The organism is Accumulibacter sp. (assembly GCF_036625195.1).
In the GTDB taxonomy this organism is placed as follows: Bacteria; Pseudomonadota; Gammaproteobacteria; order Burkholderiales; family Rhodocyclaceae; genus Accumulibacter.
Map to the genome: position 1 here is coordinate 4,614,022 of NZ_JAZKUG010000001.1, position 13,080 is coordinate 4,627,101.

The following is a 13,080-nucleotide window of genomic DNA, read 5'->3' on the forward strand; positions in this document are numbered from 1 at the left end:
GAGTGGAGATCACATTCAGATGAGAGGGCGAATTGCCATCACGGGCCATTCCTTCCGCATGCCGGGGACGACTGCCGAGACCTATTGGCAGGACCTGCTGGACGGCCGCGACCTGGTGGGCACGGTCGATCCGCAGCGCTGGCACTTGGCGACCTTCCTGCACCCGCGCAAGGACCATCCGGGAACGAGCTACACCTTCGCCGCCGGATCGATCGGTGACGTGACCACCTTCGACGCCGCCTTCTTCGGCATCTCGCCGCGCGAAGCGGCCCTGATGGATCCGCAGCAACGGCTGCTGCTCGAGATGAGCTGGGAAGCGCTGGAGAACTCCGGCACCCCGCCGTCGCGGCTGCGCGGCAGTCGCTGCGGCGTCTTCATCGGCATCGCCAGCGCCGATTACTCTTTCCGCATGGCAGATGACCTGGCGGTCGCCGACTCGACGATGGCGACAGGAAACACCGCCAGCATCGCCGCCAACCGGATCTCCTACGTTTTCGACCTGCGCGGACCGAGCATGGCGATCGACACTGCCTGCTCATCGTCACTGGTTGCCCTGCACCAGGCTTGCCGTGCGATTGCCAGCGGAGAGGTCTCGCAGGCGCTGGCAGGCGGCATCAACCTGCACCTGCATCCTTACGGCTTCATCGGCTTCGCCAAGGCGTCGATGCTGTCGCCACGCGGTCGCTGCCAGGTCTTCGACGAAGCGGCCGACGGTTACGTGCGCTCGGAAGGTGGCGGGCTCTTCTTTCTCAAGGAGTACGACCAAGCGCTCGCCGACGGCGACCCGATCCTGGCGGTCATCGCCGGTTCAGCGGTCAACACCGACGGCCGCAAGTCCGGACTGACCGTCCCCAGCGCCGAAGTGCAGGCCGCCCTGCTCGAGGAAGTGTACGCGGACGCCGGCATCGATCCGGCGACGATCGACTACCTCGAGGCGCATGGCACCGGCACCGCCGTCGGCGACCCGATCGAGACGCTGGCCATCGGCAAGGCGCTCGGCAAGCGTCGGCCGGCTGGCCGGCCGTTGCCGATCGGCTCGGTCAAGAGCAACCTCGGTCATCTCGAAACAGCCTCCGGCGTCGCTGGCCTGCTCAAGGCCCTGCACTGCCTCGAACACCGCGTGGTGCCGGCGACGATCGGCGTCAACCGGGTCAATCCGCGCATCCTTGCCAACGACTGGAACATCGATCTGGTCACCAGAAATCGCTCCTTGCCGAAGACGGGCAAGCTGACGATCGGCATCAACTCGTTCGGCTTCGGCGGCTCGAACGCCCACTTCATCATCGAGAGCCCGCCGCGAAGGCGCTCCCGTCCGCAACCAGCGCCGGTTGCCGCAGCGATGCCGCCGCTGCTGCTCTCGGCGCGCAGTGAAGAGGCACTGAAGGCAGCCGCCGGCAGCCTTGCTGCCTTTCTCGCCGACCAGCCGTCGGCGGCCTACTACGACGTCGCGCACAGCGCCGCTTTTCGCCGCGACTGGCTCGAGCAGCGGCTGATCGTCGAAGCGCCGACGCTGCCGGAAATCAGGAATGCCCTGCTCGACTTCGCCGCCGACCGTGGCGGGAATGCGGCGCTGAACAGCGGCCGGGTGGTGGTCGCTGCCCGTGGGCCGGCGTTCATCTACTCGGGCAACGGCTGCCAGTGGTCCGCGATGGGCCGGCGACTGCTGACGGAAGAGCCGTTGTTTCGTCAAGCGGTGCACGAGGTCGACGCCCTGTTCCGGCAGCATGCCGACTTTTCGCTGCTCGCCGAACTGGCCGGCGAAAACGGCGACGAGCGCTATCAGCGGACCGAGATTGCGCAGCCGGCCCTCTTTGCACTGCAGGTCGGCATCACCCGGCTCCTGCAACGGCAGGGGTTGACGCCGATGGTCGTCGCCGGGCACAGCGTCGGCGAGGTCGCAGCGGCTTGGGCAGCGGGCGCCTTGAGCCTGGCCGATGCCGTCAAGGTCATCCACCAGCGCAGCCTGCTGCAGGGAACGACCCGCGGCGACGGGCAGATGACCGCGGTCGCGCTGGACATGACAGCTGCTGCAAGCCTGCTCGGCGAACTCGGTCTTGCCGCTCAGCTGACGATCGCCGGCGTCAACAGCGTGCGTGGCCTGACGATCGCCGGTGCACAGTCAGCGCTGACGGTACTGGAGGAGGCGCTGTCGCTCAGGCACGTCAGCTGGAAGCGGCTTGACCTGGACTACGCCTTCCACAGCCCGGCGATGGACCGCCTCGAACCCGGGATCAGGGAGGCCCTGGCCGGAATCGAGCCGCGCGCGAGTGCGCTGCCTTTCTGCTCCACGGTCAGCGGCTCGCAACTGCCGGGTGAGGAACTCGGCGCCGAATACTGGTGGCGCAACATTCGCGAACCGGTCCTCTTCGCCAAGGCCGTCGACTCGCTGCTCGACCAGGGGATCACCGTCTTCGTCGAGATCGGTGCGCACCCGATCCTGCGTACCTATCTGCATGATTGCCTGAAGACGCGCTCGATCGACGGCCAGGTGATCGCCACCGGCACGCGGGACGACGACGGTGCGCAGCGGATCCGGTCGGCGGCACACGCGGTCGCGATTGCCGGCGCAGCGGTCGATTGGCGGGCACATTTTCCCCGGCCAGGGCGCTTCGTCCGCCTGCCCGGTTACCCGTGGCAACGCGAACGGCATTGGCACCCGGTGACCAGCGAATCGCTCGGCCTGATCCACCGCCAGAAGATCCATCCTCTGCTCGGCTACCCGCTTGCCCAGCATGAACTGACCTGGGAGAACCAGCTCGACACGCAGCTCAACCCGGTCCTCGCGGATCATGTCGTCGGCGAGGCAACCGTTCTCCCCGGCTCCGCCTACGTCGAAATGGCGCTGACGGCCAGCCTCGCCTGGCAGCCATCGGCAATCGTCGAGATCGAGGATCTGGAGATCCGCTCGCCGCTCCTGCTTGCCGATGATCGTTCGGCGGTCGTTCGGCTGTCCATCGACCCGCGTGACGGCAGCCTGACGATCCGTAGCCGCGAGCAGATGAGCCCTGCGGACTGGGTCGTCAACGCGTCGGCGCGGGTCGTTCGTGAGGCGCAGGAGTCTCTGCTGCGCGAAGTGCTGCCGGATCTGCCGCAACGGCCACCTGACTTCGACGCCGACAGCCACGCGCTGCTGACGCGAACGGTCGGTATTGCCTACGGCCCGGCCTTCCAGTGCGTCGAACACGGCTGGGTCGACGGCAACTCGGCGTTCGCCGCCTTGCACGTTCCGCCACAGGTCGAAGCCGAAGTCGCCTACCACCATCTCCATCCGGCGCTGCTCGACAGCACCTTGCAGCTGATGTTCCAGCTGCTCCGCCAAGCCATCGACACACACGAAGCAATTGCCTTCATCCCGACGCGGTTCGGTCGTGTCATCTTTCGCTCGGGTACGGACACGCCTTGTTTTGCCCGGGCGACGCTGCTGCGGCACAGCGCACGTTCCCTGCAGGGCGAGTTCGCGCTTTTCTGTGCGGCCGGGCGCCTCATCGCGATCGTCAAGGACGCTCGTTTTCGCGGTGTTCACTTGAGCAGGGGTAGCCGCGACCGGCTGCGCTTTCTCGCCTTGCAGGCGATCCCGAAGCCGCACCCCGGGCAGCCTGCCGGGCCGCTGGCGCTGCGCTTCGAGCGCGTCCATTCGACGCTCGCCAACGTCACGCAGCGGGCGGCCCTCAAGGGAACGCACCGCCGCTACACGGAAGAGGTCGATCCGCTCCTCGACAGCCTGTGCAGCCGATTCACGCGCCGTGCCCTGCAGCCGATCGCCGGCGAAGATGGCACGCTGTCGGCCGCGGCCATCCTGTCCTGCCAGGCCGCGAATCCCGACGCTGCGCCTTTCTTCACGGATCTCATCCGCCTCGCCGGCGACGACGGATCCCTGACGGCGACGGGCGATGGTTGGACGCTGGTGCCTGATCAGCGGGAAGAGTCGACTGGCGAGGATATCTGGAACAGCCTGCTTGCCGACTATCCAGACTACTTCCAGATCATCCACTCGGTGGGACGGATCGGCCTGCACCTGCCGGCACTCGTCGCCGGCAGTTCCTCACTGAGCCAGATCTGTCCGCAGGAATCGTCGTTGGCGACCCTGCTGCTGCAGGTCGTCGGTGGCCGCGGAAGAATGAAGCTCGGACAGGCGCTCGGCGCGCTGGTCGCGGAGGCGCTTGCGGCGCTGCCGCCAGGGCAGCGACTCGGCGTCGTCGAGATCAGCGATGGCGCGCCGGCATTTGCCATGGACATCTGCTTCGCCCTCGACTTCACACGCTCCGACTACGGCTTCGCCAGCACGTCGACGACCGCTCTGGAAGAGGCACGGGTCCGCCTTGGCGAGTTCTTCCCGACGATCCGGACGAGCCTGATCGATGACCCCGCCGGCAGCGAAGCGGACCTGGAATCGCCAGCGGGATCATGCATGATGGCGATCGTCATGCTCGATTTCGCGACCACCGAGCAGGCGTTGCGGGCCCTCCGCCATGCACGCCGCTGCCTCGCTGCCGGCGCCTCGTTGCTCGTCCTCGGCCAGCATCCGTCGCGCTGGATCGATTTCGTCTTCGGTGCCCGACGCGAGGGCTGGTCGCAGAGCGCCAGCGGCCGTTGGCTCTCGAGCCAGCGACCGAGATCGTTCTGGCAACAGCAACTCGCCGACCTGGGCTGCCGCTGCGCGGCCCCCTGCGAGTTTTCGCCCGACACCCTCTCGGGGCCCTATCTGCTGCTGGCCGAGGTCGACGAGCCCAACCCGCAGCCCGACGTGACCGTGCAGGGCAACGTGCGCAGCTGGATCCTGCTCGCTGATCCGGTGGGCTATTCCGCCCGTCTTGCCGACGAACTGGCAAAGAAGCTGCAGGAGCGAAAGGACCTGGTGATCCAGGCCAACGCCACCGACACCGAGGAACTCGCCGGGCTGCTGCAAGCAACCACCACCAGTTATGGTGAACTCGACGGCCTCGTCATGCTCACCGGCCTGGTACCTGCTTCGCCCGCCCTGTCGGCCGACGAGGCACTCGACCACCAAGTCGAGCGCTGCGCGCTGGCGGCACGGATCATGCAGGCGTGCGAACGATCTGCTACGCGAACGACCTGCTGGCTGATCACGGCCAACGCCGGAGCGGCCCTCCTGCCTGCAGCCGCTGCCAGCGCGAGCGACGCGTCCAGCCCGGACCCCAGCGACGATGCCGCGTTGTGCGGTTTCGTACGCACGATGCTCAACGAGGCAGAGCCCGGCAGCGTCCGCCTGATCGACCTGGCATTGCCGATGCCCGCGCAGACTGCCGCCGGCCTCCTCGACCGCGAATTCGAGCAGCCCGATGGCGAACTGGAGATCATCCTTGCGGCCGCTGGCCAGCGCTACGTCCCGCGCTTGCGCGACGAACCACGGCCCGATGCCCGAACGCCGCGACTTCTCGAATCGCCGACCGTCTCACTCGGTTTCCCTTTCGCTGGGCAACTGCGAAATCTGCGCTGGGAGACCCATCCGCGGGTAGCGCCCGCGCCGGATGAGGTCGAGGTCGAGGTTCTGGCTAGCGGGCTCAACTTTCGCGATGTCATGTATGCACTGGGCCTGCTCTCCGATGAGGCCATCGAGAACGGCTTTGCTGGCCCGACGCTCGGTTTCGAGTTCGCCGGCGTGATCGCCCGTGTCGGCAGCAACTGCACTGGCTTCAGTCCGGGCGACGAGGTGGTCGGCTTCGCTCCGTCGAGTTTCGGCAACCGCGTCCTCACCCAGAGCAGCGCCGTCGCACATTTCCCGCCGGGGCTTTCCGCTGAAGCGGCGGCAACCATTCCGAGTACCTTCTTTACGGTCTACTACGCGCTCCACCACCTGGCCCGCCTGCAAGCCGGGGAACGGGTCCTGATCCACGGCGCCGCGGGTGGCGTCGGCATCGCAGCGATCCAGATCGCGCGCTGGCTGGGTGCCGAGATCTATGCCACCGCAGGATCGGACGAAAAGCGCGACTTCCTCCGCCTGCTCGGGGTCGTCCACATCTTTGACTCGCGTTCGCTGTCCTTTGCCGACCAGATCCTCGAGCAAAGCTGCGGCGAGGGCGTCGATGTCGTCCTCAATTCGCTCGCCGGCGAAGCGATCAATCGCAACTTCCGGGTGCTGCGTCCTTTCGGCCGCTTTCTCGAGCTTGGCAAGCGGGATTTCTACGAGAACAGTCGCATCGGCCTGCGTCCCTTCCGCAACAACGTCAGTTACTTCGGCATCGACGCCGATCAGTTGATGCTGCTCCATCCAGAGCTGACGCGCAGGCTTTTCGCCGAGTTGATGGAGCTGTTCAGCGCCGGCATCCTGCATCCCCTGCCCTACCGCAACTTCGAAGCCGAGGACGTCGTCGAAGCCTTCCGCTACATGCAGCAGGCACGCCAGATCGGCAAGATCGTCATCACCTATCACCACGGCATCAGGCGCCTGCAGCCCCCACGACCCGGCGCGCGCAGGCGGTTGCAGCTCGCTGCCGATGCGTCCTATCTGGTCACCGGCGGCCTCAGTGGCTTTGGCCTGCGCGCTGCCGAATGGCTGGCGAGCAAGGGTGCCCGCCACCTGATCCTGATCAGCCGTGGCGGTCCAGAGTCGGCATCGGCCCGGGAGGCCATCCAACGCCTCGAGGAACAGGGGGTCCGGGTATACGCGGCAGCCTGCGACGTCACCAGCCGCGACGCCCTGATGGCACTGCTCGCCGCGACACGCGACGAGTTGCCACCGCTCAAGGGAGTCCTGCATGCGGCAACGGTGATCGACGACGCACTGGTGCGCAATCTCGACGAGACGCAAATTCGCCGGTCGCTGGCGGCGAAGGTGCTGGGCGCTCGCCACCTGCATGAACTGACGCGGCCCTGCGCGCTTGATCTGTTCGTGCTCTTCTCTTCGGCGACAGCAGCCTTCGGCAACCCGGGGCAAGCCGCTTACGTCGCGGCCAACACTTGGCTCGAGGCACTCGCGGCGCATCGTCGCGCACAAGGATTGTGTGCGACCGCCGTCGGCTGGGGTCCGATTGCCGATTGCGGTTTCCTCGTCCGCAACGAGAAGATGCGCGAGGCTCTCGAGAATCGCCTGGGGGGAGCCGCACTGACGTCCGAGCTGGCGCTCGACGTGCTCGAGGAAATGCTCCTCAGTGACCGCTCCGGTCTGGCGGCACTCGAGTTCGCGTGGCAGGTGCTGAGCCGCGTCCTGCCGTCCGCCGGCAGCCCGAAGTTCGGCGAACTGGCCAGCCCGTGCGGCGGCGGCGGTGACGACGAGCAGTCGCAGGACATCAGGCGACTGCTCGCCGAACTCGGCGACGAGGAGCTGCTGGTCGTCATTGCCGACATGCTGCGCAGCGAGATTGGCGAGATTCTCCGCATCGCACCGGAGAAAATCGACGCCAGCCGGTCACTCTTCGACATGGGTCTCGATTCGCTGATGGGCGTCGAACTGGCGGTCGCCCTCGATGCACGCTTCGGGATCCGGTTGCCGGTACTGGCACTCAGCCAGAGCCCGACGATCAACCGGCTCGCCGAGCGCCTGCTGCAACAGTTGCGCGACACCGAGGAGGGTGCACGGGGCGAGGCAACCACGGACGGGCTGCTGGCCCAGACGGCACAGATCGCCCGACAACAGGGTGTCGCGGTCTCCGCCGAAGAGATCGCCCGCTTCGCCGCCGACCTCGACGCGGCGCAACAGGACGACCGCAGACCGACGAGAGATCACCATGGTGCGTAAGGGGCTTCCCGGGCTCAGTGCCCAGATCAAGGACCGGCTGATCCAGCAGGCACTGGAACGTCGGCTGCGCCAAGCCACTCAGGACAGCGATCTGCAGCTGCCGACCGGCGTAACGAGCGAGCCGGACAGCACGCCCGAGCAGCACTGGCGTTTCGACCTCCACCCCGGTTACCAGCAGGTGCGGATCATCAGCGAGGGCGCCGCGCGGCTCGACATCGAAAGCCCGTTCTTCATGCTGCACGAAGGCATTGCCGGAGCGCGGACGCGCATTGGCGGTCGCGAATTCATCAACTTCGCCAGCTACAACTATCTCGGACTTTCGGGCCATGACGAAGTCTGCCAGGCGGCGAAGCAGGCGATCGATCGCTTCGGTACTTCCGTTTCGGGAAGCCGGCTGGTCGCCGGCGAGCGCCCGATCCATCGCGATCTCGAAAAAGCGATCGCCGCCGCTTATGGTAGCCAGGGCGCGCTCACCTTCGTCAGCGGCCACGCGACGAACGTGACGACGATCGGCTACCTGTTCGGGGCTCGCGACCTGATCGTCCACGACGAACTGGTGCACAACAGCATCCTGCAGGGAATCAGCCTCTCGGGTGCACGCCGCCTGCCCTTCGCGCACAATGACTGGGCAGCCCTCGACGCCCTGCTGGCCGAACAGCGAACCCACTTCCAGCGCGTCCTGATCGTGCTCGAAGGCATCTACAGCATGGACGGCGACTACCCCGAGCTGCCACGTTTCATCGACATCAAGCGCAAGTACCGCGCCTTCCTGATGGTCGACGAGGCGCACTCCTTCGGCGTCATGGGAGACAATGGGCTTGGCATCAGGGAGCACTTCGGCGTCGACAGCAGCGACGTCGACATCTGGATGGGCACCCTGAGCAAGGCCCTCGCCGGCTGTGGCGGCTATGTTGCCGGTGAGAGCGCACTCGTCGAACATCTCAGGTACCTGGCGCCCGGCTTTCTCTACAGCGTCGGCATGCCACCACCGGTCGCCGCCGCTTCGCTGGCGGCGCTGCGCTGCCTGCAACGCGAGCCACAGCGCGTACGAACCCTGCAGGCGCGCGGCCAGCTCTTCCTGCGACTCGCGCACGCGGCCGGCGTCGATACCGGCACCAGCGCCGGCCTGGCAGTGATCCCGGCGATCACCGGCGGGTCGGTCAGAGCCGCCCGTCTGGCGGCCGCGCTCTTCGCCCGCGGCATCAACGTACAGCCGATCGTGTACCCCGCCGTTCCTGAAAAGGCTGCGCGGCTGCGCTTCTTCGTCAGCTGCGAACACACTGAGGACGACATTCGCGACACCGTCAGCGCGCTCGGCGAAGAACTGCAACGCGTGTAGCTGCGGCCAGACTGCCACGGCCGGCTCCCTCGTTCACTCGCGCGCCGGCAGCAGACCCATCTGCTGCAGGACTTGCCTGCCCAGTTCGTCGATGCGCAACTCGCGCGGCACGACCACGCGGGGTGGGTCGCCCTTGCGCCAGATGAGGTAGTCGGTGCGCCCGTCCGGCACACCGAGGACGCGGTAGGGCCCAGGCATGATCGGCACGTGGTCACCGAACCAGCACAGGCAGGCCGGACCAGGCAGTCGATCGATCGCTGCACGCAGCCGGCCGGCCATCCGGTCGGCGTTGACCAGATGCCGCAGATAGATCGTCAAGTCTTCGCAGCCCGGCGGGGGCGACTCCGTATAGAGCCGCTCCTCGTCACCCGGAGCGACCTTCTCGAGATGCAGGGGGCCGTGGTTCTCCATCGTGATGACGAAGACGAACAGCGGCTCGCCGGCAGTCGTCGCCAGCAAGGCGGCGACGTGCTCGGCGACCGCGAGGTCGCCGATATAGGGACCGTCGCGCGCTGCGCCGGCGAAGGAACCGATGTCGATGAACTCATCGAAGCCGAGTCGTGGGAACACCACCTGACGCGAGTAGAAACTGGCTGCGTACGGGTGCACACAGATCGTCCGGTAGCCCAGGCGCTTGAGGAAAGTGGCGATCGTCGCCACCCCCTGCCGCGCGACTCGGCGATACGGGTTGAAGCGGTGTACGCCGAGCGAATCGGCAGCCAGGCCCGAGAGAAAGGCGAACTCGGTACGCACGGTGTTGGCGCCCCATGCGGCCACCTGCAGCGGCCCGTGACAGGCGGCGCTGCAGCGCAACGAGTCGAACTCACCGAGAAGCTCGCCGCGGATGCCGGAGAACAATCGCCGCGCATCGAAGAAAGATTCGCTCTGCACGACCACCAGTGTCGTCAGCCCGGCGCCGGGCTCGGGTAAGGGCCCTGGCCCTTCGTAGGTCGACCGTACGTCGCAGGGGGCGTGCTCCTCTTCGCCATAACGCCAGAGGGCGGTCAGCAAGCCGAGCTGCCGCAAGTCGGTGGTCGGATCGAGAGTGACGCCAAGCCGGTGCCGTGCGCCGAACCAGAGCAGCAGCAACCCCACCAGCGCCAGCGTCGCCGCGCCGGAGAGGAACTCAGCGACCGACATCCGGTCGAGCAGCGAATCCTCGATCGTCAGGCCGCCAGCAATCGCCAGGCCAAGCGCCAGCAGCGACAGAAGCGCCCGCACCGCGCCGAGAAAGGGCATGTAGAGCCGCGGATGGCGCAGAGCATCGCTGAAGTACTCGAAGTCCTGGAAGATGAACGGTTCGCGCAGCGAATGCACCTTCGCGTTGCTGACCAGGACGACGAACAGGAAACCTGCGAGCAGCGAGCTGGCGGCAAAGACCGGGCGTTGCAGGAGCAGCAGCAGAACGCTCGACAACCAGAGCCAGAGCCCAAGATGGATCGCCAGCGCCGCTGCCGGCCGCCGCCAGCAGGCCAGCGGTGGCGGCTCGAGCAGGCGCTCGACGAGCAGCGCCAGGCAGCCACTGCCGGCCAGCGCCGGCAGCACGGCCGGCCAGAACGCCTCACCCACGGTAGCCGAGCAGAGCGAGAATCCGTTCGGACAAGGTCGGCGGCAGCACCGCCAGAAACCAGGTGCCGAGAGCGAGCGGAAATGGGAAGCTGATTCTCGCCCGGTTGCGCAGCAGGCCGCGCCTGATCCGCTGCGACGCACGCTCGGCTGACCACAGGAAGGGCTTCGGACCGGGCATCTGGCGACACATCTGCGACTCGACGTAGCCCGGCATGACGACGCTGACGCGTACTCCCTCTCTCGCCAGCCAACCGCGGAGGGCCTCGCCATAGGCCTTGAGAGCCGCCTTGCTGGCGCAGTAGCTCGGTGTCACCGGCAGACCGTAGTAGGCAGCCAGCGAGCTGATCAGCGCCAGCTGGCCCGAACCGCGAGCGCGCATCGCCGGCAGGACCGCATCGACCGTTGCCATTGCCGCGAGCACGTTGACCGCGATCAGCTCTTCGACGGCAGCCCAGCTCTCGCCAGCCCCGTCGGCCCCGATGCTGGTGTTGACGCCGGCGTTGACGATGACGAGGTCGAGCGGCTCCGCGTGCGAGACCGACTGCAGCCATGCCACGAGCGCCACGCGATCACGCAGGTCGAGCACCTTGGTCAGCACGCGCGCGCCGCGCGCCGCGCACGCCTCGGCCACCGCAGCGAGGCGCTGCTGGTCGCGCCCCTGCAGCACGAGCATGCACCCGGGCCCGGCATAGGCTCTCGCCAACGCAGCACCGATACCGCCACTGGCACCGGTGATCAGCACACTGCGTGGCGCCAGCGTGTCGCTCCGCGCCATCACGGGGCTAACACGAGGCAACCCGTTTGCCTTATCATCGCGGACCCGAACCAATGCGGGCGCTCCGGTCGCTGACCGGCGGCCCGACAGCCGCGCCACCGGTCGCGACTGCAGCCGACATCAGCTCGACAGAACATTGCACGTTCTCTTTCTCCAAGGACCGTCGTCATTCTACATGCACGAGGTGGCGCGCGAGTTGATCGCCCGTGGTCACCGCGTCTCGCGCATCAACCTGCATCTCGGCGACCGCCTGTTCTGGCGCCTGCCGGCGCGCGACTACCGCGGCGGCATCGATGGCTGGCGGAAGTACATCGCCCACTTCCTGGATGAGCATCCGATCACGCATCTCTTCCTGCTCGGCGACCGGCGACCGCATCACCGGATCGCCATCGAGGAGGCTCGCGCCCGCAGCGCCGAGATCATCTGCAGCGAACTCGGCTACCTGCGACCGGACTGGCTGGTTCTCGAACGCGACGGCATGGGCACCCATTCGCGCATGCCGCGCGATCCCGCGCTCATCCGCTCGCTGGCGCAGCAGTACCCGGTGCCTGACCTGACTGTGTGCTGCACCACCCCGTTCTGGCGGCTGGCGATGCTCGACGTGGTCTACAACGTCGCAGAGGTACTGTCGCGTCCGCTCTACCCGGGCTACCGTCGGCACGCGATCCACCACCCTTTCGCCGAGTACGCGGCCTGGCTACGGCGCTGGATCCTTGGCGGCGCCGAGCGACGACGCACGGCGCAGACCCTCACCGCACTGCAGCAGCAGGACGTGCCAACCTTCGTGCTACCGCTGCAACTCTCGACCGATTACCAGATCCGCGACCATTCCCGCTACCCAGACATGCCGGCGGCGGCGCGCGAGATCCTCGCTTCCTTCGCCGCGCATGCGCCAGAGCCCTCCCGACTGGTCGTCAAGGTGCACCCGCTCGACCCCGGTCTCACCCCGTGGCCAAAGGTCATCGGCGAGATCGCGGCACAACTCGGGGTGGCCAACCGCGTTCATTGCGTCAGCAGCGGTGATGTGGTCGTAATGCTGCGTCGGGCGAGGGGCTGCGTGCTGGTCAACAGCACCGTCGGCATCTCGGCCCTGGTCGTCGGTTGTCCGCTGAAGGTCATGGGCAGCGCCATTTTCGACGTCGCCGGCCTGAGCTTCGGCGGCCCACTGGAGCGCTTCTGGCTTGCTCCGGAACCACCAGATAGCGACCTCGTCCGCGATTTCATTCGGCTCCTGGCCGGCGCGCTGCACGTGCGCGGCGGCTACTACACCCGGGAAGGCTTGGCGGTGGCGGTTCCCGCAACGGTGCAGCGCCTCGAGGAAGGACTGCCGTGGCTGCCCGAGCGCGACGTCGAGGAGTCGGCGCTGGGCCGGGGGGAAACACGGAGCAATAGGCCCCCCCACGATGTGGCCGGTGGCCCTACCCGCCTGCTCGAGAAGTCACCTGGTCCCGGCCGGCCGTGACGGACACGGCGCCACTTGGGCGGTCGCCTGACCGCTTCACACCGCCAGGCTTTCCCCCTGCCGGTGGTTGCCTCGCCCGTACCCGCACCACTCCCGGCTCACGTGGGCCGGGCTTCGGCTTTCAGCAGAAAATGTGAACTCATGGTCCTGGCTCATGCGGGTGAGTCATGAGGATCAGTGCAGGGCCCTGCGGGCTCGCAGAGTTCGGCAGCAAGCACAAAGTCGTCGCCAGCGCGGAG

5 protein-coding genes are annotated in these 13,080 nt (G+C 67.2%); 3 read left to right on the forward strand and 2 right to left on the reverse strand.

The window, feature by feature from the left end; translation table 11 throughout:
• Positions 1-19 precede the first annotated feature (19 nt).
• Complete coding sequence (locus tag V5B60_RS20420; RefSeq protein ID WP_332349719.1) at positions 20-7,696, forward strand: SDR family NAD(P)-dependent oxidoreductase; 7,677 nt, start codon at positions 20-22, stop codon at positions 7,694-7,696.
• Complete coding sequence (locus V5B60_RS20425; protein WP_332349721.1) at positions 7,686-9,035, forward strand: aminotransferase class I/II-fold pyridoxal phosphate-dependent enzyme; 1,350 nt, start codon at positions 7,686-7,688, stop codon at positions 9,033-9,035. Before V5B60_RS20420 ends, V5B60_RS20425 begins: the two co-directional genes overlap by 11 nt.
• Positions 9,036-9,068: 33 nt before the next feature.
• On the opposite strand, the gene V5B60_RS20430 is transcribed toward V5B60_RS20425, so the two are convergent.
• Positions 9,069-10,604 carry an LTA synthase family protein gene (locus V5B60_RS20430; RefSeq protein ID WP_332349723.1) on the reverse strand — a complete coding sequence of 512 codons (1,536 nt, stop codon included), beginning with the start codon at positions 10,602-10,604 and terminating at the stop codon, positions 9,069-9,071.
• On the reverse strand, positions 10,597-11,379 hold the full coding sequence (locus V5B60_RS20435) for an SDR family NAD(P)-dependent oxidoreductase (protein WP_332349725.1): 783 nt from the start codon (positions 11,377-11,379) through the stop codon (positions 10,597-10,599). Before V5B60_RS20435 ends, V5B60_RS20430 begins: the two co-directional genes overlap by 8 nt.
• A 136-nt stretch (positions 11,380-11,515) precedes the next feature.
• Between V5B60_RS20435 and V5B60_RS20440 the strand changes: the two genes are divergently transcribed.
• Positions 11,516-12,841: a capsule biosynthesis protein gene (locus V5B60_RS20440; RefSeq protein ID WP_332349728.1), complete on the forward strand. Its 1,326-nt coding sequence runs from the start codon at positions 11,516-11,518 to the stop codon at positions 12,839-12,841.
• Positions 12,842-13,080 lie beyond the last annotated feature (239 nt).

What these genes read in the sequence shown, in the direction of transcription:
- V5B60_RS20435 (WP_332349725.1), bottom strand. Translation starts at nt 11,379, where the DNA reads ATGGCGCGGAGCGACACGCTGGCGCCACGCAGTGTGCTGATCACCGGT.
- V5B60_RS20425 (WP_332349721.1), top strand. Translation starts at nt 7,686, where the DNA reads ATGGTGCGTAAGGGGCTTCCCGGGCTCAGTGCCCAGATCAAGGACCGG.
- V5B60_RS20420 (WP_332349719.1), top strand. Translation starts at nt 20, where the DNA reads ATGAGAGGGCGAATTGCCATCACGGGCCATTCCTTCCGCATGCCGGGG.